Consider the following 21747-nt stretch of genomic DNA (forward strand, 5'->3'; position numbering starts at 1 on the left):
TTAAGGTCGCGCCAAAATGACCGGCAGGCTCGGGGGAGAAAATTTGGCATCATTCGGCAGGCATAGGCCGTCGCGCATGTTTTTGTGCCTTGGCGATTCTGGCAACAGGCCTGCTGGACGCCCCGTGCCGGGGATGCGGCCGTGATTCTGGACCGGTACTTCGCCCGCCGCTTTTTGCAGAGCTTTCTGGTGATTGGGGCCATCTTCCTGACACTGATGATCCTGATCGACCTGATCGAACAGGCCCGTCGGTTCAATGACGCCGACCTGTCATTTGGCCAGGTTCTTCAGCTGACGCTGTTGAACACACCCGCTGCGATAAGCGAGATGCTGCCGCTGTTGATGATCCTGTCGACCATTGCCCTGTTTGTCGGCCTCGCACGCAGCTCGGAGTTGGTGGTGACCCGGGCGATCGGCCGCTCGGGTATCCGCGCGCTGTTGGCACCGGTCCTTCTGGCGCTGATAATCGGAACTCTGGCGGTGGCCCTGCTGAACCCGATTGCGGCGGCCACGTCCGAGCAGTACCGGCATTTCTCGGATCTATACAAAAACGGTGGCAGTTCCGCCCTCTCGATCAGCCGCGACGGGCTTTGGCTGCGTCAGGGCTCGCCACAGGGCCAATCGGTGATCCATGCCCGCGCATCTACCAACGACGCCGAGCTTGAATTGATCGACGTGACCATCATCACGTTTTCGCCCGAAGGTCTTCCGACCCGTCAGATCATCGCCGACGGCGCTCGCCTCGACGACGGGGCCTGGATCCTGCGCAACACCAAGGAATGGCCCCTGTCCAGCGACACCAACCCCGAGACCCACGCCGTCACGCATGAGACCCTGCGGCTGCCCACTTCGCTGACCCGTCAGCGCATCCTTGAAACCTTGGGCCAACAGGACAGCGTCTCGGTCTATGACCTGCCCCAACTGATCCGCGACCTGCGCGAGGCGGGCTTTTCAACCAAGCAATACGAGGTTTGGCTGCAGGTGCAGCTGGCGCGTCCATTCTTCCTGATTTCGATGGTGTTGATCGGCGCGGCCTTCACCATGCGGCACGTGCGGTTCGGCGGCACCGGCGTCGCCGTGCTGACGGCTGTTCTTCTGGGGTTCGGCGTATATTTCGTGCGCAATTTCGCTCAGATTTTGGGAGAGAACGGCCAATTGCCGATTGTGATTGCGGCCTGGGCACCACCGTTTGCGGCCATATTGCTGTCGCTCGGCCTTCTGCTGCACGCGGAGGACGGTTGATGCGGCGCCTTCTGCCCCTTCTTTTGTCCAGTGCCGTGTTCTTTTCCGGTCCGGGGCTGGCATTGGCCCAAACCTCGGAGACCAGTACGCCCGCGCCTGACACGGCACAACAACAGGATCAGCCTGCCCTGCTGGTGGCTGACAGGATCTTCATCACCCCGGATCGCAAACTGGTGGCCGAGGGTAATGTCGAAGCCTTTCAGGGCGACGTCAAGCTGTCCGCGCAGCGCGTGGTGTTCGACCGCGAGTCGGGCGAGCTGACGCTGGAAGGTCCGATCCGGATCGATCAGGGCGGACGCTCGACCGTCCTTGCGGACTCAGCGCAACTGGATGACGGCATCCAGAACGGGTTGCTGACCGGCGCACGGCTGGTGTTCGACCAGCAGGTGCAGATCGCGTCGGTTCAGGCGACCCGCGCGGCAGGACGATACACGCAGTTCAGCAAGGTCTCGGCCACGTCCTGCCATGTCTGCGCCGACGGTCGGCCGCCCCTCTGGCAAATCCGGGCCCGCAAGGTCACGCATGATCAGCTCGAACGGCAATTGTATTTCGAGGGCGCCCAGTTCCGCATTCTGGATGTGCCGGTTTTCTACTTTCCAACCCTGCGGCTGCCGGACCCGACACTGGACCGGGCAACCGGATTTCTGGTGCCGTCAATCCGCACGACCTCGCAGTTGGGTACCGGCGTCAAGACGCCTTATTTCTTCAAACTGGGCGATCACAGGGATCTGACGCTGACCCCCTACCTGTCGTCCAAGACCACGACGCTTGGCTATCGCTACCGGCAGGCCTTCAAGAACGGCCGCATCCAGTTTGAAGGGGCCTATACCCGCGACGATGTCCAGCAGGAGCAGGATCGGGGCTATTTCTTTGCGAATGGCTGGTTCAATCTTCCGAACGACTTCCGGCTGACCTTTGACGTCCAGACCGCATCGGACGACTCATATCTGGCGGACTACGGGCTGCCTGACTATGACCGCTTGCGCAGCGAGATCGCGCTTGAGCGCATCAAACGCGACACGGCGTTTCGGACCAGCTTCATTCACTACAAGACCCTGCGCGACAGCGAGGAACAGGATGAGATCCCCTCGCAGGTCTTCGATCTGTTCTACCAGAAACGCTATTTCCCCGCGTCCGCTGTCGGCGGCGAGGTGCGGTTGGGCTTCGTCACCCACACTCACACCCGGACCAGCGACGAGGATATCATCGGGCGCGATGTGGCCCGCGCCACATTCGACGCCCAGTGGCTGCGCAGCTGGACCTTTGCCTCCGGGCTGCGCGCGGATGCTGAACTGGGGGCTTCGGTCGACACGTTCGACATTCGCAATGACAGCGCCTACCCCGACCAGATCACCCGGTCGACCCCGCGTGCGGCTTTGACACTGCGCTATCCGATGACCCGGCGCGAAGCCTCTGGCGCGACCCAGTTTCTTGAGCCGATCGCGCAGTTTGGCTGGACTCATGTTTCGGACACCGATGTGCCCGATGACGAAAGCACCTTCCAGGAATTTGACCAGGGCAACCTGTTGTCCCTGTCGCGCTTTCCGGCCGAGGATCGACGCGAAGACGGCACGACCGCGGTCGTGGGCGTGAACTGGGCGCGGTATGCCCCGGGCGGTTGGCGGGCATTGGCCACGGTCGGCCAGGTCTTCCGCTCGACCGCCGATCCGAACTTCACGGCTACGTCCGGCCTCCAGGGAACTTCGTCCGACCTGCTGCTGGCAGGGCAGATCAAGACGAACAATGGCCTGACGCTGGCCGCACGTGGATTGATGGATGGCGATTTCAGCTTTACCAAGGCTGAATTGCGCGGAACTTGGGCCAACGAGGGGACCCAATTGGGCGGAAGCTATATCTGGCAGCAGCCGGACCCGGCCGAAAACCTTGACATGGAAACATCCGAGATACGGTTGACCGCACGTCAACGACTGGATGAAAACTGGAGAGCCAACGCCCTGGCCCGCTATGATCTGGCAGAATCCGAACCGCTGCGGCTGGGCTTGGGTGTGACGTATGAAAATGAATGTGTGCAGGTTAACATGTCCGTCAGCCGGCGATATACTTCGACATCAAGTATTGAGCCTTCGACGGAATTCGGCTTTACCGTTGCACTGACAGGATACGCCGTTGAAGGCGGGGGCAAGAAGTATAAAAGAAAATGCAGCTGATTTCAGGTTTTTCCAGGTTCTTTCGTTCCCGTTGGCTGACGGTATTTGCGCCCGGCCTCGCGGTCGCCATGCTGGCAGTTGCGCCTCAGCAAGCCCCCGCGCAAAGCTTGTTTTCACCGGCGATCCGCGTGAATCAGGACATCGTCACCTGGTACGAACTGGATCAGCGCCAGCGGTTTCTTGAGATTCTGGGTATCCCCGGCAGCTCGGAGGCCGAAGTCCGTAAGGCACTGATCGACGAACGCCTGCGCAAACAGGCCATGCGTGAAGCCGGTATCCAGCCCACACCCGAAGACATTCAGGTTGCGATCGACGAATTCGCCTCGCGTGGTCAGCTGACCCCGGATCAATTCCTGAAGGCGCTGGCTGACGCGGGTATCGACCGGGAAACCGTGCGGGATTACGTATCCAGTCAGCTGGCATGGCGCGACTATGTCAGCGCCCGCTTTATCTCTCAGGCCCGTCCGACGGACGACGAAATTGACCGTGCAATGGGTCAGACCGGCGGTGGCGGTCTCCAGGTTTTGCTGTCCGAAATCATCATCCCCGTGAATGCGCAAACCTTGGCACAGGCCGAAGCCTTGGCCGACGAGATCGCCCGTGTCGAAACCATCGATGCATTTTCGGCCGCCGCCACGCAGTACTCGGCAGCGCCGACACGCGAAAATGGCGGACGCCTGGACTGGTTGAACGTCAGCAACCTGCCTCCGGCGCTGCAACCGGTTATCCTTGGCCTGAAGAATGGCGAGGTCACGGCCCCGCTGAGCCTGCCCAACGCCGTAGCCCTGTTCCAGATGCGCGGCCTGCGAGAAGTGGCCGCCAGCACGCCGCGGTTCTCCAAGATCGACTATGCGGCCTATTACCTGCCTGGCGGACTCAGCCCCGAAACACTGCAAAGAGCCGCCGAACTGAAGGAAACGGTGGATACCTGCGACGACCTGTACGGCATCGCCAAGGGGCAACCGCCCGAGGTACTCGACCGGGTCTCGGCAAGTCCGTCCGAAATCCCGCGCGACATCGCGCTGGAACTTGCCAAGCTGGACCCAAACGAGGTGTCGACCTCTCTGACCCGAAACAACGGCCAGACGCTGGTGTTCCTCATGCTGTGCAATCGGACGCGCGATCTGGGTGAGGACACGTCGCGCGAGGACGTGGCCAACGCGCTGACGCAGCAACGCCTGCAGGCATTCGCCAACAGCCTCGTCGAACAACTGCGCGCCGACGCCACCATCATCGAGCAATGACCGCGCCCATCGCGCTCAGCTGCGGAGAACCTTCGGGCATCGGTCCGGAGATCGCCGCCAAGGCTTGGACCGCATTGCGCGACAGCTGCCCATTCTTTTACATCGGCGACGCCGGTCACCTGCCCGACGACATCCCCACGACCGAGATCGTAGACCCCGCCCAGGTGGCAGACATCTGCGCAGGGGCGCTGCCGGTGTTGCCGCTGACCTTTCCGGCCCCGAACCTGCCCGGCCACCCCGATCCAGCCAATGCGCCTTCGGTGATAGACGCCATCGAAACCGGCGTGTCACTGGTGCAATCGGGCGCGGCCTCGGCCCTCTGCACGGCACCGATCCACAAGAAGGCCCTGATCGACGGCGCCGATTTCGCCTATCCTGGCCATACCGAATTTCTGGCGGCGCTGGCAGGCCGTTCCCGCGTGGTGATGATGCTAGCCAGCGAGCAACTCCGCGTGGTACCCGCCACGATCCACATCCCACTGTCGCAGGTGCCCTCGCGCCTCACGCCCGACCTGCTGCGCGACACGATCGCAATCACCGCCGACGGCCTGCGCCGCCAATTCGGCATCCCGCATCCTCGCATCGCGGTGGCCGGGCTCAACCCCCATGCCGGCGAGGGTGGCAAGATGGGCCGCGAGGAACTGGACTGGATCGCCCCTCTGCTGGCCGGTCTCACCCCCGAGGGCTACACCGTCACCGGCCCGCACCCGGCAGACACGATGTTCCACGCCGCCGCACGCGCCCGCTATGACGCCGCCATCGCCATGTATCACGATCAGGCGCTGATCCCGATCAAGACCCTCGACTTCGACCGTGGCGTGAACGTGACCCTGGGCCTGCCCTTCATCCGCACCTCGCCCGACCATGGCACCGCGCTCGACATCGCCGGACAGGGCATCGCAAACCCCACCAGCCTGATCGAGGCGCTGAAACTCGCCCAACGCATGGCACAAAGCACTTGATCCTTCATCTGGCGCCAAATATCCCCGCCGGAGGCAAAAATTCTCTGGCGCACCGCCTGCCCCTCGCGCCACGGTAACCGGATCATGAGCGCAATCGACACCCTCCCCCCGCTGCGCGAGGTCATCGCCAAGCACCAGCTCTCGGCGCGCAAGTCGCTGGGTCAGAACTTCCTGCTCGATCTCAACCTGACGGCCAAGATCGCACGGCAGGCCGGCGACCTGAGCCAATGCGACGTGCTGGAGATCGGCCCCGGCCCCGGAGGCCTGACCCGCGGTTTGCTGGCCGAAGGTGCGCGCAAGGTGGTGGCGGTGGAAAAAGACACCCGCTGCATCGCCGCGCTTCAGGAAATTGCCGCCGCCTATCCCGGGCGGCTCGAGGTCATCAATGGCGACGCTCTCGAAATCGATCCGCTTGAACACCTGACGCCGCCCATCCGCGTGGCGGCCAATCTGCCCTACAATGTGGGCACGGAACTGCTGGTGCGCTGGCTGACCCCGCCGGAATGGCCACCCTTCTGGCAGAGCCTGACCCTGATGTTCCAGCGCGAGGTGGCCGAGCGCATCGTGGCGCAGCCCGGCTCCAAGACCTATGGCCGACTGGCGATTCTGGCCCAGTGGCGGGCCGACGCGCGCATCGCCATGTCCCTGCCCCCCGGTGCGTTCACGCCGCCGCCCAAGGTCAGCAGCGCCGTGGTCCACCTGACCGCCCTGCCCGAACCGCGCTTTCCGGCCGATGCCGGTATTCTGTCACGTGTCGTAGCCGCTGCGTTCAATCAGCGCCGCAAGATGCTGCGCGCCTCGCTCAAGGGGATGGCCCCCGATATCGAGGACCGCCTGAACGCCGCCGGCATCAAGCCCACCGACCGTGCCGAGCAGATATCACTCGAAGCGTTCTGCGCGCTGGCGCGTGAGATACAAAAAACCTGATCCCGGACAAAAACGGCCCCGGACATCTCTGACCGGGGCCTTTGAACTCTGTGCGCAACCGCTATGGCTTATTCGGCAGCCTCTGGTGCATCACCGCCGCCTTGGGGGGCCTGCTCTTCTACGGCCTTAGGCTTGCGTGCGCGCGGTCTCCGGGCAGGTTTGTCCTTGCGCTCGGCCGCTTCGGCCTTGGCGCCCGCGCTTTCGGGCGTCTCGACAAGCCCGGATTCAGGAGTATCCGAATCGGCGTTCAGATCAACGATGTCCGGCTGCGGAGCCTCGGCCGGGTCCGCCTGGCGTGCGGCTTCACGTTCCTGCCGTTCCGCCCGCTCCCGATCGCGCTCGGCCTGACGCTCGCGGTTCTGGCGTTCCTGCTCTTCCCGACGCGCTTCCATTTCGCGTTGCGCCTCGCTCAGCAGGCGCAGGTAATGCTCGGCATGTTGCTGAAAGTTTTCGGCAGCGACGCGGTCATTGGCCAGCTGTGCATCGCGCGCCAGCTGGTTGTACTTGTCAATGATCTGCTGCGGCGTGCCGCGCACCTTGCCCTCGGGCCCCGAGCTGTCGAAAACCCGGTTAACGACGTTTCCACCAGAGGGACGATTGCGGTTGTTCTTTGCCCGCGAGCGGGATTTGGAGGATCTCATCTTACTGTACGTCAGCCTTGTCTTGCACTGTCGATCCACCCGTATTCTGCGCTGCTCTGTGGCCTGTGCCGTCACGGGATGTCGACTTTTTTGGGCTTGGCGTCAGGGGTGCGCCGAAGGGGCGTCAACCGCGCTGACTACTCTGAGTAAGCATGTCCTGACGGCGCAGACAAGGGGTTAATACACCAAATGCCGGGTTTTTTACCCCGACCGGCGTAAATCGGCCTCAGAATCCGCGGCTAGCCCGGCATTCTGGCGCCCACCACCCGGTCCCGCCCGTCCAGATCAGGAACCACACGGATATCCGCCAGCCCCGCCGCGTCGAACAACGCGCTAACCGCCTGCGCCTGTGTCGGACCGATTTCCACCAAAAGCCGTCCGCCGGGCACAAGGTGATCAGGGGCGCCGGCCGCAATCCGGCGATAGGCGTCCAGCCCGTCCGCTTCATCCGTCAAAGCCAGACGCGGCTCGTGCTCGCGCACTTCTGGAGACAGCCCATCCATCTCATCCAGCGCGATATAGGGCGGATTGGAAACGATCAGGTCGAAATGGCCGCCAATGTTTCCAAACCAGTCCGAGCGCTGGATTTCCGCCCGATCCTGCACCCCGTGGGCCACCGCATTGGCGCTGGCCTGCAGGCAGGCGGCCTCGCTCAGGTCGACGCCCAGCCCGGTTGCGCTGGTGCGTTCCGCAAGCAAAGTGATCAGGATGCAGCCCGAGCCGACGCCCAGATCCAGCACGCGGTCGAACGGCTGGCTGAGGGCCGCTTCGATCAGCGCTTCGGTTTCGGGGCGCGGGTCCAGTACGTCGCGGCTGACGCGGAAGCGTCGGCCGTAGAATTCGCGCTCGCCCAGAAGATGGGAAACCGGCACCCGGATCGCGCGCAGCGACACCAGTTGCTCATAGCGTTCGGCGATCTCGGGCGAGAGCTCTTCGGGCGCGATCAGGGTCACGCGGCTGGCCTCGATCCGGGCGGCATGGGCCAGCAGAACCCGGGCGTCCCGCGCCGGGTCGTCCACACCTGCGGCCCGCAGGCGCGCGGTGGCGGCCACCATGGCCTGTGCCGCTGTCAGCGCCGCGATCATTGCGCCATCTCCGCCAACAGGCGCGCCTGATCATCGGCGGTCAGCGCATCGATCACCTCGTCCAGATCGCCCTGCATGATCTGGTCGAGCTTGTAGAGCGTCAGGTTGATCCGGTGATCTGTCATCCGGCCCTGCGGGAAATTATAGGTACGGATGCGCTCGGAGCGGTCGCCCGACCCCACCTGGCTGGCCCGGTCGGCCGAGCGTTCGCTGTCGATCCGCTGACGTTCGAGGTCATAGAGACGCGTCTTGAGCACCTGCATCGCGATCTCGCGGTTGCGGTGCTGCGATTTTTCGGAACTCGTCACCACGATCCCGGTCGGCAGGTGGGTGATCCGCACCGCCGAGTCGGTGGTGTTCACATGCTGCCCACCCGCGCCCGAGCTGCGCATCGTGTCGATGCGAATGTCATTCGGGTCGATCTGGATGTCCACGTCCTCGGCCTCGGGCAGAACCGCCACCGTCGCCGCCGAGGTGTGGATGCGCCCGCCGCTTTCAGTTTCGGGTACACGCTGTACGCGGTGCACGCCGGATTCGTATTTCAGCCGGGCAAAGACGTTGTCGCCCTTGATATGGGCCACCACTTCCTTGATGCCGCCCAGTTCGGTCTGCTGTTCTTCGATGATCTCGAACTGCCAGCCGCGCGCCTCGGCATAGCGCTGATACATCCGCAGCAGGTCGCCCGCGAACAGCGCCGCCTCGTCGCCGCCGGTGCCGGGGCGAATCTCCAGCATCGCTGGCCGCGCATCGGCCGCGTCCTTGGGCAGCAGCGCCAGTTGCAGCGCATGCTCGGCCTCGGGGATGCGCGCCTTGAGCTGCGGGATCTCCTCTTCAGCCAGCTCTTTCATGTCGGGGTCGCCCAGCATCGCCTCGGCCTCGGCCAGATCGGCCCGCAGCTGGCGCCAGGCTGCGATCTGTTCGACCACCGGTTTGAGGTCGGAATATTCCTTGGCCAAAGCCGCGATATCGCCGCCCGAGGCGCCATCGGACATGGCCGCTTCGAGGTACTGGAATCGCTGAGTGATCTGTTCAAGACGTTCTTCGGGGATCATTGGGGCGGTGTCTATCATCCGACGGCTTTGGTCAAGGCCCCGGCTTGTGCTAAGCTATGCCCATGAAACGGATCATGGCCCTGCTGATTGTCTGCGCAACGCCCGGTCTGGCCGATGTCATCGGCCCCGGTGGCAAGGTGCAGGATTGCTATTGCACCGACACATCCGGCGCACGGGTGGAACTGGGTGAGATGGTCTGCCTGCAGGTCGATGGCCGCATGTTCATGGCTCAGTGCCAGATGTCGCTGAACGTGCCGATGTGGCGCGAGGTGTCCGACGGGTGCCTGTCTTCAGGACTGCAGAGCCGCCAGCCAACCGTCGACCCGGGTGCGGTTGACGTCGAAATCCCGTCGGCCAAATCGTAACCGTCCATAGATGCGCAACGTGTCGCCGTCCTGCTGGGCGGTAGTGTAGTCGGGAAAGCCGAACACCCGGCTGCGGGACACATAGGTGATCCGGCCCTCATCCACCGATCCGGCCAGCACCGTCGTACGCGGCGTCGACCGCGCCATCTTGTCCAGCCGCGCGAGGCCGTCCGGCCCGGTCTGCACCACGCGGATCACGCCTCCGGGCAGGTCACGATCTGCCTCGGCCACGACTGGCACATGCCAGCGCGCGGGATCGGCCGGTGCCAGCCGCACATAGAGGCCAAGCCCGACAACCGCGGCGACGATCAACCAAAGAACCATGCGTTTCATTCCAATCAGACCTTCCGGCAGAACCCTAGCCGCCCGCCGGTACCTGGCAAGACCTGCCGGCCCCGCTTACCGTGACGTCACACCGGGCAGGATGCACAGCAGCTCGAACAGCAGGTTGGCCGCCGTCAGCGCAGTGTTGCCCGACGGATCATAGGGCGGTGAGACCTCGACCAGGTCGCAGCCGACCACGTTCATGCCCCCCAGCGCGTGGATCAGCTGCAGCGCCTGCGGCGTGGTCAGCCCGCCGATCTCGGGCGTGCCGGTGCCGGGGGCATAGGCCGGGTCCAGGCTGTCGATGTCGTAGGTGACATAAACCGGATGCTTGCCGATTTCCTTGCGGATCAACGCCCCGATCTGGGTCAGGTTCTGTTGCCACAACTCCCACGCAGGAAACTGCCGGAACCCCCAGCCCTTTGCCTCGGTGAAATCGCTGGCCGCATAGCCCGAGCCGCGGATACCGACCTGAAAGGTCCTGTCGGGCACGATCAGCCCCTCTTCATACGCGCGGCGGAAGACGGTTCCGTGGGTCTCACGCTCACCGAACATCTCGTCATTGACGTCGGCATGGGCGTCCACATGCACCAGGGCAACAGGCCCATGTTTTGCGGCAACGGCCCGCAGAATCGGCAGGGTGATCGAATGATCGCCCCCCATCGCCACCGGGATCACGCCCTGCGCCAGGATCGCGTCATAGCTTTCCTTGATGATCCGAAGGCTGTCGGCCAGCGAGAAGGTGTTGATCGCCAGATCTCCGATATCGGCGATCTGGAGGCTGTCGAAAGGCGCGGCGAAGGTAGCCATGTTGTAGGGCCGGATCATCGCGCTTTCGGCGCGGATCTGCTTGGGGCCGAACCGGGTGCCCGACCGCCATGAGGTTCCGATATCCATCGGCACGCCCAGCACCGCCACGTCCAGCCCCGCCAGCGTATCGGCCGCGGGCAACCGCATGAAGGTGTTCGGCCCGGAAAACCGCGCCAGATCATTGCCGCTGATGGGTTGGTTGTATTGGCTCATGGCGTGCGCGCCCCCTGTCCCGTTGGTTCACCTGATACCGGCCATAGCAAAACCATGGCTAACCAATGGTTAAAGCCGCCCATCTTTCGCCAGCTTGGTCCATCCCAGCAGGCAGATGATCTGGGTCGCCACATGCGCCCCCGCGATCGCCGTTGCACCGGACGTATCATACGGCGGAGACACCTCGACCACGTCGCCGCCCTTGATGTTGATCCCGGCGATGTCGCGCAGGATGATCTGCGCCTGGATCGAGCTGAGCCCACCCCAGACCGGCGTGCCGGTGCCGGGGGCAAAGGCCGGGTCCAGCCCGTCGATGTCAAAGCTCAGATAGACCGGACTGTCGCCCAGGATGCCCTTGATCTTCTGCGCCACGGCGGCGGGTCCGGATTCATAGACCTCGCGCGCGTCGATGATGTTGACGCCCAGCGTGTCCTCGTTGGTGGTGCGGATCCCCACCTGGACCGAGCGTGTCGGGTCCACGATTCCCGACTTCACCGCCTTGTAGAACATGGTGCCGTGGTCCACCCGGCTCATGTCGTCATCGGCCCAGGTGTCGGTATGGGCGTCGAACTGCAACAGGGACATCGGGCCGTATTTCTCGGCATAGGCCTTGAGGATCGGAAAGCTGATATAGTGGTCGCCCCCCAGCGTGACCGAGGCCACATCCGCCGCCAGAATGGTACGGATATGATTGGTCAGCGTGTCGGGAAAGGCCGGGATGTTGGCATAGTCATAGGCCATGTCGCCATAGTCGATGATCGCCAGCTCGCTGAGCGCATCGAAGGGCCAGCCATAGGGCGCATCGGGCGATTGCAGGGCGCTGGCCTCGCGGATCGCGCGCGGACCCAGACGGGTACCGGGGCGGTTGGTCACCGCCTGATCGAACGGCACGCCGGTCACCGCGATATCGGCGCCGGTCAGATCCTTGGTGTACAGCCGCCGCAGAAAGGACGTCGCCCCGCCAAAGGTGTTTTCATAGCTCAACCCCTTCAGGTCGGGGTTGGTAAAGGCCTCATCGACCTGATTTTTTGCGTCTTCCAATGCCATTTTGGCCCGTTTCCTTCCTGATATCGACCGGACCGTCAGGTCAACGGCTGCGCCTTTTCGACGATGCGCGCAAAGAACGAGGCACCCACCGGTGCGATCTCGTCGTTGAAATTGTACTTGGGGTGGTGCAACCCCGGCCCGTCGCCCTGCCCCAGGAACAGATAGGCGCCCGGACGTTCCTGCAGCATGTACGAGAAATCTTCGGCCCCCATCTCGCGCCCGGCTTCGGCGATCACCCGATCGGCGCCCGAGACCTCGCGCGCAACCTCGGCGGCGAAACGGGTCTTGTCCGCATCGTTGACCGTGGCCGGATAGCCGACGACATAATCCAGGGTCGCCGTGACCCCGTAGGATGCCGCCTGCCCCTGCACGATTTCCTCAAGCCGGGCCATCACCATCTGCTGCACCGCCGGATCGAAGGTCCGAACGGTGCCGTTCAGATAGGCGGTGTCGGGGATCACGTTGTTCACGGTCCCGGTGTGGATCTGGGTGACCGAGATCACCAGATCGTCCAGCGCATAGTGGTTGCGGCTGACGATGGTCTGGATCGCCTGCGCGATTCCGCAGGCGGCCATGACAGGGTCGCGCGTCTCGTGCGGCATGGCACCGTGGCCACCGACGCCCTGAATGTGGATGTCGAACGTATCGACCGCCGCCATGATCGGCCCGGGCGTGGTGTAGAAAGCGCCCTCGGCAAAGCCCGGCGCGTTGTGCAGGGCATAGACCTGAGCGATGTCGAACCGGTCCATCACACCCTCTTTGACCATGATATCGGCGCCGCCGCCCTCTTCCTCGGCGGGTTGGAACAGCAACGCCACCCGGCCGCGGAAATTCCGCGTCTCGGCCAGGTACCGCGCCGCGCCCAGCAGCATGGTGGTGTGCCCGTCATGCCCGCAGGCATGCATGATGCCGGGAGTTTTCGAGGCATAGTCTACACCCGTTTCCTCAGCGATCGGCAGCGCATCCATGTCGGCGCGCAGCCCGATCGTAGGGCCGTCGCCCTGCCCGTTGATGATCGCCACGATCCCTGTTTGCGCGATCCCTTCGTGCAACTCGTCCACGCCGAATTCACGCAGCCGCTCGGCCACGAAGGCGGCGGTCTGGTGGCAGTCGAACTCCAGTTCCGGGATCGTGTGCAGGTGCTGGCGCCATTCGGCCATGTCGGCGGCGTAATCGGCAATGCGGTTGACGACGGGCATCGGGGGTGGACTCCTGATCCAAGCTGCGGGATGGATGCATCTGACACCGGAACAAGGGGCTTCGCAATGGCTGAAAATCCACTGATCCACGATACCGACGCCGGAATCGAGCGGCTGCTGGAAATCATGCGCCGCCTGCGCGATCCGGAAACCGGCTGCCCGTGGGATATCGAACAGGATTTCGCCACCATCGCCCCCTACACGATCGAAGAGGCCTATGAGGTCGCGGACGCCATCGAACGTGAGGCTTGGGACGAGCTGAAGGGCGAGTTGGGAGACCTGCTGTTCCAGTCGGTCTTTCACGCGCAAATGGCTGAAGAGGCTGGGCATTTCACCTTTCAAGACGTGGTGCGCACCATGTCGGACAAGATGGTCGACCGCCACCCGCATGTGTTCGGCGACGAGTCCCGCGACAAGTCCGCCGAACAGCAGACCCGCGACTGGGAGGCGATCAAGGCCGCCGAGCGCGCGGGCAAGGAACAGAAAGGCGCGCTGGACGGTGTCGCCGCCAACCTGCCCGCCTTGCTGCGCGCCTACAAGCTGCAGAAACGCGCCGCACGGGTGGGGTTTGACTGGCCCGATGTCAGCCATGTGCTGGACAAGATCACCGAAGAAGCCGCCGAACTGACAGAGGCGCGCAACCAGATGGACGCCGACGCGCTCGAGGACGAATTCGGCGACCTGCTGTTCGTGATCGTCAATCTCGGCCGCCATCTGGGCATCGAGCCCGAGGCCGCGCTGCGCCGCACCAACGCCAAGTTCACCCGCCGGTTCGAACAGGTCGAAGCCCGGCTGGCCGCACGTGGCAAGACGCCGTCAGACAGCACGCTGGAAGAGATGGACGCCCTGTGGGACGCGGTGAAAACCGAAGAACACCGGGCAAATGGCAAACTCCCGCCGCTCAAGGCCGCAAGCGACGCCTGAAACCGCTGGACAAGCCGGGCCGCGCTTGCCAGTGTCCGCCCTTCAAGACCCCGGAGGCCCCATGACCGCGCGCAAGATCATCATCGACACCGACCCCGGACAGGACGACGCCGTCGCCATCCTGCTGGCCCTGGCTAGCCCCGACGAGATCGAGGTTCTGGGCATCACCGCCGTCGCCGGCAACGTGCCGCTGGAGCTGACCGCAAAGAATGCGCGCATTGTCTGCGAACTGGCCGGGCGCACAGACATTCCGGTCTTTGCCGGGTGCGACCGCCCGCTGAAACGCCCGCTGATCACCGCCGAGCATGTGCATGGCAAGACCGGGCTGGACGGCCCCGTCCTGCCTGATCCGCAGATGCCGTTGGCCGAGGGGCATGGCGTCGATTTCATCATCGACACCCTGCGCGCGCATGATCCCGGCGCCGTCACCCTCTGCCCGCTGGGGCCGCTGACAAACATCGCCACAGCCTTCCAGAAGGCCCCCGACATCATCGGGCGCGTACAGGAAATCGTGCTGATGGGTGGCGCTTACTTCGAAGTCGGAAACATCACACCCACCGCCGAATTCAACATTCATGTCGACCCCGAGGCCGCTGATATCGTGTTCAAATCCGGCGTTCCGATCGTGGTGATGCCGCTGGACGTGACGCACAAGGCGCTGGTTACCAAACCGCGCAACGACGCCTTCCGCGCCCTTGGCACCAAGGTTGGAATCGCAGTGGCCGAGATGACCGATTTCTTCGAACGTTTCGACAAGGAAAAATACGGAAGCGAGGGCGCGCCCCTGCACGATCCCTGCGTGACCGCCTATCTGATCCGCCCCGAATTGTTCTCGGGCCGACACGTCAACGTCGAGATCGAAACCCAGTCGGACCTCACACTTGGCATGACCGTCGCCGACTGGTGGGGCGTCACCGACCGCAAGCCCAATGCGCTGTTCATCGGCGACGTGGATGCCGACGGGTTCTTTGCCCTGCTGACCGAACGGCTGGAGCGGCTATGAGTGCCGCCCTGCGCCTTGCCCGCCCCGAGGACCTTGATCGCCTGATGGGCCTGGTCGCGGCCTTTCACGCTGAGGCCGGGATCGAACAGGACCCCGACCAAAGGCGCGATGCGCTGACGCCGCTGCTGGAAGGCATCCCGCATGGCTGTATTTATCTGATCGGCCCGTCGCGCGCACCGTTGGGCTACATCATCCTGACCTTCGGTTGGTCGGTCGAGTTCGGGGGGATGGACGGGTTCGTCGATGAAATCTACATCCGGCCCGCCATTCGCGGCCGCGGAATCGCCACCGAGGTTCTATTGGACTTGCCCAAAGCGCTGGCGGGTGCCGGCCTGACGGCCCTGCACCTTGAGGTGGATCGAACCAACGAAGCCGCGCACAAGCTGTACCTTCGAACCGGATTCAAACCGCGCGACCGCTACATGCTGATGAGCAAGACGCTCTAGCGCGACTCACCGCGGAAGATCAGGCTGGGGCTGTAGTACATCTCTTGCACCGGATCATTCTGCGACACCGGCTCGCCGGTGATCGGGTAGGTGTCAGGCCCTGCGCAGGCCGCCAGAACCCCGACGGAAAGCACGGAAATAACGAGAAGGATTCTTGAAGCGGACATCACGTTCTCCTTTTCTGCTGTACCGTCAAGCTACGCCCGACAACCTCGCACTTGTAGGAACAAGTTCACACATAATCACATTTATGCTTGCATTTTTTCTCCCTGCCTGAATCAAACCCTGGGGTAATGGAAAATTACCCTGCAATTCCATCGGGTTCGGAAGAGTCACCCGTCAGTGACATTTCGAAGAACAACAGCTGGCCCTGGGCGATCTCGGGTATATCCGAATAGGCATCGCGCAGCTTGAACCCCAGCGACAGATACAGCCGAGTCGCCGCTTCCAGCGGTTTTCCGGTGTCCATCCGGATCATCTCGAACCCGTCTTTGCGGCACTGGGCAATCAGCGCCTGCATGATCGCACACCCCGCACCCGTACCCCGAGCGTCATCGGTCACGAACACGCGCTTGATCTCGGCGATACCCGGACCGATCGTCTGGAACATCCCGCAGCCCACCGCCTGACCATCCAGCATCGCCAGCCGGGTCCCGCCCTTGGGAGGCATATGCTCGATTTCGATGGCGGACAGAACAGCTGCATATTTCTCGGGTGGATAGAACGTGTTCACGACCTGTCGCGACCGTTCATCCAGCGTCAGCAGGTAGGCGTGATAATCCCAACACAAACGCCGGACAGCATCGAACTGGTCCGGCGTTTTAGGTTCAACGATACTTAGCATGACGGACCCCCGGCCAATGTCGGGGGACAGCCTAGCAGCTTGTGCCTTACTTGCGAAGGATCGAACGCCCCGCGTATTCGGCGACCTCGCCCAGCGTTTCCTCGATGCGGATCAGCTGGTTGTACTTGGCCAGCCGGTCCGACCGCGCCAGCGAGCCGGTTTTGATCTGACCGCAGTTGGTGGCCACGGCCAGATCGGCGATGGTGGCGTCCTCGGTCTCGCCCGAGCGGTGCGACATCACGTTGGTATAGCGGGCGCGGTGCGCCATATCCACGGCGCGCAGGGTCTCGGTCAGCGAACCGATCTGGTTCACCTTGACCAGCATCGAGTTGGCGCAGCCCTTCTCGATCCCTTCGGCCAGACGCGCGGGGTTGGTCACGAACAGGTCGTCACCTACCAGCTGCACCTTGCCGTCCAGCTCGTCGGTCAGCGCCTTCCAGCCGTCCCAGTCATCCTCGGACATGCCATCCTCGATCGAGATGATCGGATAGTCGTTCACCAGGGCTGCCAGATAGGCCACGTTCTCGTCGCTGCTGAGGGTCTTGCCCTCGCCCGACAGGACGTATTTGCCGTCCTTGTAATACTCGGTGGCGGCGCAATCGAGCGCCAGGTAGATCTCGTCACCCGGCTTGTAGCCCGCCTTCTCGATCGACTTGAGGATGAAATCCAGTGCCTCGCGGGTCGAGGCGATGTTGGGGGCAAACCCGCCCTCGTCGCCGACACCGGTGGCCAGCCCGGCGGCCGATAGTTCCTTTTTCAGAGTGTGGAACACTTCCGAACCCATGCGCACCGCTTCGCGGATGTTGCTGGCGGCCACGGGCATGATCATGAATTCCTGGATGTCGATCGGGTTGTCGGCATGTTCGCCGCCATTGATGATGTTCATCATCGGCACCGGCAGAACCCGCGCCGAGGTGCCCCCCACGTAGCGATAGAGCGGCTGGGTGGTGAAATCCGCCGCCGCCTTGGCCACGGCCAGCGACACGCCCAGAATGGCGTTGGCGCCCAGGCGGCCCTTGTTCGGGGTGCCGTCCAGCTCGATCATGGCGGCGTCGATCGCCACCTGCTCGGTCGCGTCAAAGCCCACCAGCTCTTCGGCGATCTCGCCGTTCACGGCGGCCACGGCTTCGAGCACGCCCTTGCCCATGTAACGGGACTTGTCGCCATCGCGCTTTTCCACCGCCTCATAGGCGCCGGTCGATGCGCCCGAAGGCACGGCGGCCCGGCCCATGGTGCCGTCTTCCAGAACCACGTCCACCTCGACGGTGGGGTTGCCCCGGCTGTCCAGGATTTCGCGTGCGTGGATGTCGATGATGGTGCTCATGATACCGGTCCCTGAAAATGCGTTCGGTTGCATGCCTCATACCAGCACGCGGGGAAAAGTAAACCGGGTCCGTTATCGCTAACACGCATATTTTCCGGCCTTTAGCGCCAACAGCGGCGTGTTTGCGCCAACAGGTCAGCAGACCGCCGGAGCCATGGCCCGGGCAATGCGCCGTTCGCGGATGAACGTGTACATGCCCGACCCGATGATCAGCGACGCACCGAACATGGTCATCAGGTCCGGCCGTTCGCCGAACATCCACATCCCGGCCAGGATCGAGAACAGCAGACGCGTATAGCGGAACGGCGTCAGGGCCGAGGCCTCGCCCACGCGCATTGCGGTCACGATCCCCAGATAGCCTAGAACACCGAAACCAACGGCACCGAGATAGGGTCCGATCTGCCCCATCTGCAGCGGCGCCAGAGGCTGCGCCGAGGTCAGCATCAGCACGCCGCCGGCAATTGCCACCGCTGCGTAGGCCTGCAGCGCCACCACGGCCGAGGCCACCCGCGCGTCCAGCCGACGGGTGATCAGGTCCCGCGCGGCAATGGCGATGACGCTGGCCACCACGAACAGAGCCTCGGGCCGAAACCCGTCCAGACCGGGGCGGATGATCATCAGAACGCCGATAAACCCGACACCGATTGCGCTCCAACGGCGCCAGCCGACCTGTTCGCGCAGGAAAAGCGCGGCCCCCATCGTGACCACTAGCGGCATCGCCTGGAACACGGCCGCAACGGTCGACAGGTCGACAAGGGACAAGGCGGTGACAAAGCTCAGCGCCCCGACCGCCTCGGTGCACGCGCGGATCACGAGCAGCGGTTGCCAAGCGGCCGAGTCAAAGATCGGTTTGCGTGTCACGATGGCCATGGCGGCAAAGACTAGCGCGCAGAACAGCCCCAGCACGATCATGACCTGACCAGTCGGCACGGTGACCGACAGATGCTTGATGAACATGTCCTCAAGCGTGAAGGCGGCCATAGCGCCGATGACCAGCAGGATGCCGTTCGCGTTGTTCATGTCGTTGCCTATTGATTTCGGAGGGCCTAATTGCCGCGTCGCAACGCAGAAGACCCGGATCGCGCCGCCGTGGCAAGCGCGAAGAGGGCTTGGAATCATGAATAGATTTTAGATGACCAATCGCTTTTGGTGATGTGTCCCGGCCGGATCAATCCTTGTCCAGCGGAACTCCGTACAACTCCAACCGATGACCTTTCAGGCGATAGCCCAGCTTCGAGGCGATCTTTTCCTGCAGGGCTTCGATCTCGGGGTCCACGAATTCAATCACCTCGCCCGAGTTCATGTCGATCAGGTGATCGTGGTGGTCGCGCTCGGCGTCCTCATAGCGCGCACGCCCGTCGCCGAATTCCAGCCGTTCGAGAATCCCGGCCTCTTCGAACAGTTTGACGGTGCGATAGACGGTTGCGATCGAAATGCCCGCATCCAGCGCCGAGGCGCGTGCGTACAGTTCCTCGACATCGGGATGATCATCACTGTCCTGCAGTACCTGCGCGATGGTTCGACGCTGGCCGGTCATGCGCAGGCCTTTGGCTTCGCAACGCGCGATGATCGTGTCCGCCATGTCATCCCCCAGAATCCGTTCGGGTTTCTGTCTTAGTACGTCCGCGCAGATTTCGCCACTGTGATTTGCGCCCGCTGCGCCTTAGCCCGCCAGCCGCAGATCGGCCCAGACCGGCAGGTGGTCCGAGGCGATATGCGCGGGCCGTTCCCCGTGCACGCCGTGGGCCAGCGCCTCGAGCCCACCGCCCAGCGCGATCCGGTCCAGCGCGCCCAGAGGCTGCGCGGCGGGAAAGCTGGGTACAGGCGGCAGGAACCGCATGTCGGGAGCTAGGCGGTCAAGAATCGGCTGGCGCGACCATTCGTTGAAATCCCCTGCCCAGACGGTTGGCATCCGGTCCAGCGCGCGGCCGTCCTGACGTAGGTGGATGATCTGCTGGCGGCGCCACGCCGAGAACAGCCCCAGATGCATCCCCATCACCCGCAAAGGCCCTATATGGGTGTCGAACTCGACCCGGACCGCTCCGCGCGGCTCCAGCCCCGGCAGATCGTGATGCGCGGCGCGGCGCACCCGGATGTGGTCGCCCCGCCAGATCACCGCGTTGCCATGCCAGCCCAGACTGCCCGCACCGCCCAGATCGACGATCTTCCACCCGGCCTCGTCTAACATGAAATGCGGAAGCGCCGCCGGGCGCGGCGGCAGGCGTTTGTCGGCCTCTTGCAGCACCACGATATCGGCGCCCAGCCGGTCCAGCACCTGCAGGATGCGCTGCGGCTGGCGTCGCAGATCCAGTCCGACGCATTTCTGGATGTTGTAGCTGGCAAGGCGCAGCTTGGGCAAAGTGGTCATCGGTTTTCTACGGTTGTACCCCGTCAGGATTCGCAGGATCGCGCCCGGACGCAAGCCGATAGTTCAGCACAGTTGCCGAAACCCGCTCAGGTGCCGCAAAAGGTGGCATGCACCACCTCGTCCTGCGTGGGCGGGCGCCTCAGGTCGGCGGCGTCGGGCTGGTCGTCATAGGGCCGGGCCAGCACTGCGTTCAGCCGGTGGAACGGGGCATAGTCGCCCTGAACGGCGGCCTGGATCATCTGTTCGACCCGGTGGTTGCGCGGGATGAAGGCGGGGTTGGCCGCGTGCATCACCGCGGCCGGGTCCGCCTCGCGCGTCAGTCGCGCGCACCACCCCTCGGCCCAGCTGTCGAAAGCCGCCGGATCGGTGAACTGGTCCCGCGCCGCATCGCTGCCCAGCGCGCGGAAGGTATTGGTGAAATCGGCCTGATTCTGCGCCATCCGCGTCAGCAGGTCCGAGATCAGCGCAAGGTCGCCGTCCTCCTCGGTGGTCAGGCCGATCTTGGCCCGGAACCGGCGCAGCCAGTGCTTCTGCATCAAATCGGGCATGGCATGTACGATCTCGGTCGCCTCTTCCACGGCGGCCTGCTTGTCCTCGATCTGCTGGATCAGCGCCGTCGCCAGCTGCGCCAGGTTCCACACCGCGATCTCGGGCTGGTTGGAATAGGCATAGCGCCCCATCCGGTCGATCGAACTGTAGACGGTGTTCGGATGATAGCTGTCCATGAAGGCGCAGGGGCCATAGTCGATGGTTTCGCCCGAAATGGCGCAGTTATCGGTGTTCATCACCCCGTGGATGAAGCCCACCGCCATCCACTGCGCGATCAGCGCGGCCTGCGCGTCACGCACGGCGCGCAGCAGGCCCATCGGCCCGACGGCGTCCGGGTAGTGGCGCGCGATGGCATAGTCGGTCAGCCGCTGCAGGTCGGCGATCTGGCCGCGTGCGGCGAACACCTGAAACGTACCCACCCGCAGATGGCTTTGCGCCACGCGGGTCAGTACCGCGCCGGGCATCGGGCCTTCGCGCAGCACGACCTCGCCGGTTTCCACCGCCGCCAGCGCCCGCGTGGTGGGAATACCCAGCGCGTGCATCGCCTCGGACACGACATATTCGCGCAGAACCGGCCCCAGCCAGGCCCGCCCGTCCCCCTGCCGCGAAAACGGCGTGCGCCCCGAGCCCTTGAGCTGAATGTCGCGGCGGATCCCGTCCGTGCCCACCACCTCGCCCAGCAGCACCGCGCGCCCATCGCCCAGCTGCGGGTTGTAATTGCCGAACTGGTGGCCTGAATACAGCTGCGCCAGCGGCTCGGCCCCGTCAGGCAGCGTATTGCCCGCAAAAACCTCGGCCATGTCCTGCGCGTCACCGGGCGAGATGCCCAGCACCCGCGCCAGATCGTCATTGAAGGCCACCAGCCGCGGCGCGCGCACGGGTTCGGGCGACTGGCGCGCATAAAACGCACCGGGCAGCCGGGCATAGGAATTGTCGAACGGGATCGTCAGGGTCATGGCGCAAACATATGATCTGTGCACAGTATTGCCAGCACCAAATCCCATCGCCGT

23 protein-coding genes are annotated in these 21747 nt (G+C 63.9%); 9 read left to right on the forward strand and 14 right to left on the reverse strand.

Annotated elements, in window-relative coordinates; all coding sequences use genetic code 11:
• Positions 1-141: 141 nt before the first annotated feature.
• From lptG to rsmA, 5 genes are all read left to right on the forward strand, one after another.
• Positions 142-1242, forward strand: a complete 1101-nt coding sequence (gene lptG, locus AC2FML_RS03815; RefSeq protein ID WP_496782066.1) for an LPS export ABC transporter permease LptG — start codon at positions 142-144, stop codon at positions 1240-1242.
• Entirely contained in the window at positions 1242-3410 is a 2169-nt protein-coding gene (locus AC2FML_RS03820; RefSeq protein ID WP_170370596.1) for an LPS-assembly protein LptD, read from the forward strand. The genes lptG and AC2FML_RS03820 overlap by 1 nt, the downstream gene beginning before the upstream one ends.
• Complete coding sequence (locus AC2FML_RS03825; protein WP_496733763.1) at positions 3401-4654, forward strand: peptidylprolyl isomerase; 1254 nt, start codon at positions 3401-3403, stop codon at positions 4652-4654. Before AC2FML_RS03820 ends, AC2FML_RS03825 begins: the two co-directional genes overlap by 10 nt.
• Entirely contained in the window at positions 4651-5616 is a 966-nt protein-coding gene (gene pdxA / locus AC2FML_RS03830; protein ID WP_496782068.1) for a 4-hydroxythreonine-4-phosphate dehydrogenase PdxA, read from the forward strand. Before AC2FML_RS03825 ends, pdxA begins: the two co-directional genes overlap by 4 nt.
• 84 nt (positions 5617-5700) lie before the next feature.
• On the forward strand, positions 5701-6543 hold the full coding sequence (gene rsmA, locus AC2FML_RS03835; protein WP_496782070.1) for a 16S rRNA (adenine(1518)-N(6)/adenine(1519)-N(6))-dimethyltransferase RsmA: 843 nt from the start codon (positions 5701-5703) through the stop codon (positions 6541-6543).
• Between the two features lie 68 nt (positions 6544-6611).
• Here rsmA and AC2FML_RS03840 read toward each other — a convergent pair whose 3' ends face one another.
• The 3 genes from AC2FML_RS03840 to prfA all read right to left on the reverse strand — a co-directional run bounded on the left by AC2FML_RS03840 (position 6612) and on the right by prfA (position 9321).
• Positions 6612-7184 carry a DUF4167 domain-containing protein gene (locus AC2FML_RS03840; RefSeq protein WP_170338278.1) on the reverse strand — a complete coding sequence of 191 codons (573 nt, stop codon included), beginning with the start codon at positions 7182-7184 and terminating at the stop codon, positions 6612-6614.
• Between the two features lie 239 nt (positions 7185-7423).
• Positions 7424-8269 carry a peptide chain release factor N(5)-glutamine methyltransferase gene (prmC, locus tag AC2FML_RS03845; protein WP_496733758.1) on the reverse strand — a complete coding sequence of 282 codons (846 nt, stop codon included), beginning with the start codon at positions 8267-8269 and terminating at the stop codon, positions 7424-7426.
• Positions 8266-9321 (reverse strand): peptide chain release factor 1, encoded by a 1056-nt coding sequence (gene prfA / locus AC2FML_RS03850; protein ID WP_073279598.1) that lies wholly within the window; start codon positions 9319-9321, stop codon positions 8266-8268. Before prfA ends, prmC begins: the two co-directional genes overlap by 4 nt.
• A 74-nt stretch (positions 9322-9395) precedes the next feature.
• On the opposite strand from prfA, the gene AC2FML_RS03855 reads away from it, so the two are divergent.
• Positions 9396-9686 (forward strand): hypothetical protein, encoded by a 291-nt coding sequence (locus AC2FML_RS03855; protein ID WP_496782072.1) that lies wholly within the window; start codon positions 9396-9398, stop codon positions 9684-9686.
• On the opposite strand, the gene AC2FML_RS03860 is transcribed toward AC2FML_RS03855, so the two are convergent.
• The 4 genes from AC2FML_RS03860 to AC2FML_RS03875 form a co-directional block, all read right to left on the reverse strand.
• Positions 9612-10019 (reverse strand): DUF1499 domain-containing protein, encoded by a 408-nt coding sequence (locus tag AC2FML_RS03860; RefSeq protein ID WP_496733756.1) that lies wholly within the window; start codon positions 10017-10019, stop codon positions 9612-9614. The two genes, AC2FML_RS03855 and AC2FML_RS03860, sit on opposite strands and share 75 nt — an antisense overlap.
• Before the next feature lie 66 nt (positions 10020-10085).
• Positions 10086-11033, reverse strand: coding sequence for an agmatinase (speB, locus tag AC2FML_RS03865; protein ID WP_496782074.1), 948 nt, complete (start codon positions 11031-11033; stop codon positions 10086-10088).
• 69 nt (positions 11034-11102) lie between these two features.
• Entirely contained in the window at positions 11103-12080 is a 978-nt protein-coding gene (gene speB / locus AC2FML_RS03870) for an agmatinase (RefSeq protein WP_496782076.1), read from the reverse strand.
• Between the two features lie 35 nt (positions 12081-12115).
• Complete coding sequence (locus AC2FML_RS03875; RefSeq protein ID WP_496782078.1) at positions 12116-13279, reverse strand: M20 aminoacylase family protein; 1164 nt, start codon at positions 13277-13279, stop codon at positions 12116-12118.
• 66 nt (positions 13280-13345) lie between these two features.
• Here AC2FML_RS03875 and mazG point away from each other — a divergent pair, with 66 nt between their 5' ends.
• From mazG to AC2FML_RS03890, 3 genes are all read left to right on the forward strand, one after another.
• Positions 13346-14203 carry a nucleoside triphosphate pyrophosphohydrolase gene (gene mazG, locus AC2FML_RS03880; RefSeq protein ID WP_496782079.1) on the forward strand — a complete coding sequence of 286 codons (858 nt, stop codon included), beginning with the start codon at positions 13346-13348 and terminating at the stop codon, positions 14201-14203.
• A gap of 61 nt (positions 14204-14264) precedes the next feature.
• Positions 14265-15206, forward strand: a complete 942-nt coding sequence (locus AC2FML_RS03885; protein WP_496782080.1) for a nucleoside hydrolase — start codon at positions 14265-14267, stop codon at positions 15204-15206.
• Positions 15203-15652, forward strand: coding sequence for a GNAT family N-acetyltransferase (locus AC2FML_RS03890; protein ID WP_170599587.1), 450 nt, complete (start codon positions 15203-15205; stop codon positions 15650-15652). Before AC2FML_RS03885 ends, AC2FML_RS03890 begins: the two co-directional genes overlap by 4 nt.
• Here AC2FML_RS03890 and AC2FML_RS03895 read toward each other — a convergent pair.
• The 7 genes from AC2FML_RS03895 to AC2FML_RS03925 all read right to left on the reverse strand — a co-directional run bounded on the left by AC2FML_RS03895 (position 15649) and on the right by AC2FML_RS03925 (position 21693).
• The gene (locus AC2FML_RS03895) at positions 15649-15819 is read right to left on the reverse strand and encodes a hypothetical protein (RefSeq protein WP_170432251.1); all 171 of its coding nucleotides are present in this window, start codon (positions 15817-15819) and stop codon (positions 15649-15651) included. The genes AC2FML_RS03890 and AC2FML_RS03895 overlap by 4 nt on opposite strands.
• 134 nt (positions 15820-15953) lie before the next feature.
• Positions 15954-16496, reverse strand: a complete 543-nt coding sequence (locus AC2FML_RS03900; protein ID WP_170523409.1) for a GNAT family N-acetyltransferase — start codon at positions 16494-16496, stop codon at positions 15954-15956.
• Positions 16497-16542: 46 nt separating this feature from the next.
• On the reverse strand, positions 16543-17820 hold the full coding sequence (gene eno / locus AC2FML_RS03905) for a phosphopyruvate hydratase (RefSeq protein ID WP_170366178.1): 1278 nt from the start codon (positions 17818-17820) through the stop codon (positions 16543-16545).
• A 135-nt stretch (positions 17821-17955) separates the two neighbouring features.
• A complete protein-coding gene (locus AC2FML_RS03910) occupies positions 17956-18840 on the reverse strand; it encodes a DMT family transporter (RefSeq protein ID WP_496782083.1) in 885 nt (294 codons plus the stop codon).
• A gap of 148 nt (positions 18841-18988) precedes the next feature.
• Complete coding sequence (locus AC2FML_RS03915; protein ID WP_093962302.1) at positions 18989-19402, reverse strand: Fur family transcriptional regulator; 414 nt, start codon at positions 19400-19402, stop codon at positions 18989-18991.
• Between the two features lie 81 nt (positions 19403-19483).
• A complete protein-coding gene (locus AC2FML_RS03920; RefSeq protein ID WP_170338252.1) occupies positions 19484-20188 on the reverse strand; it encodes an endonuclease/exonuclease/phosphatase family protein in 705 nt (234 codons plus the stop codon).
• 86 nt (positions 20189-20274) lie between these two features.
• Positions 20275-21693: a protein adenylyltransferase SelO gene (locus tag AC2FML_RS03925; protein WP_496782085.1), complete on the reverse strand. Its 1419-nt coding sequence runs from the start codon at positions 21691-21693 to the stop codon at positions 20275-20277.
• Between the last annotated feature and the right edge of the window lie 54 nt (positions 21694-21747).

Source organism: Ruegeria sp. BHSC029 (assembly GCF_059613085.1).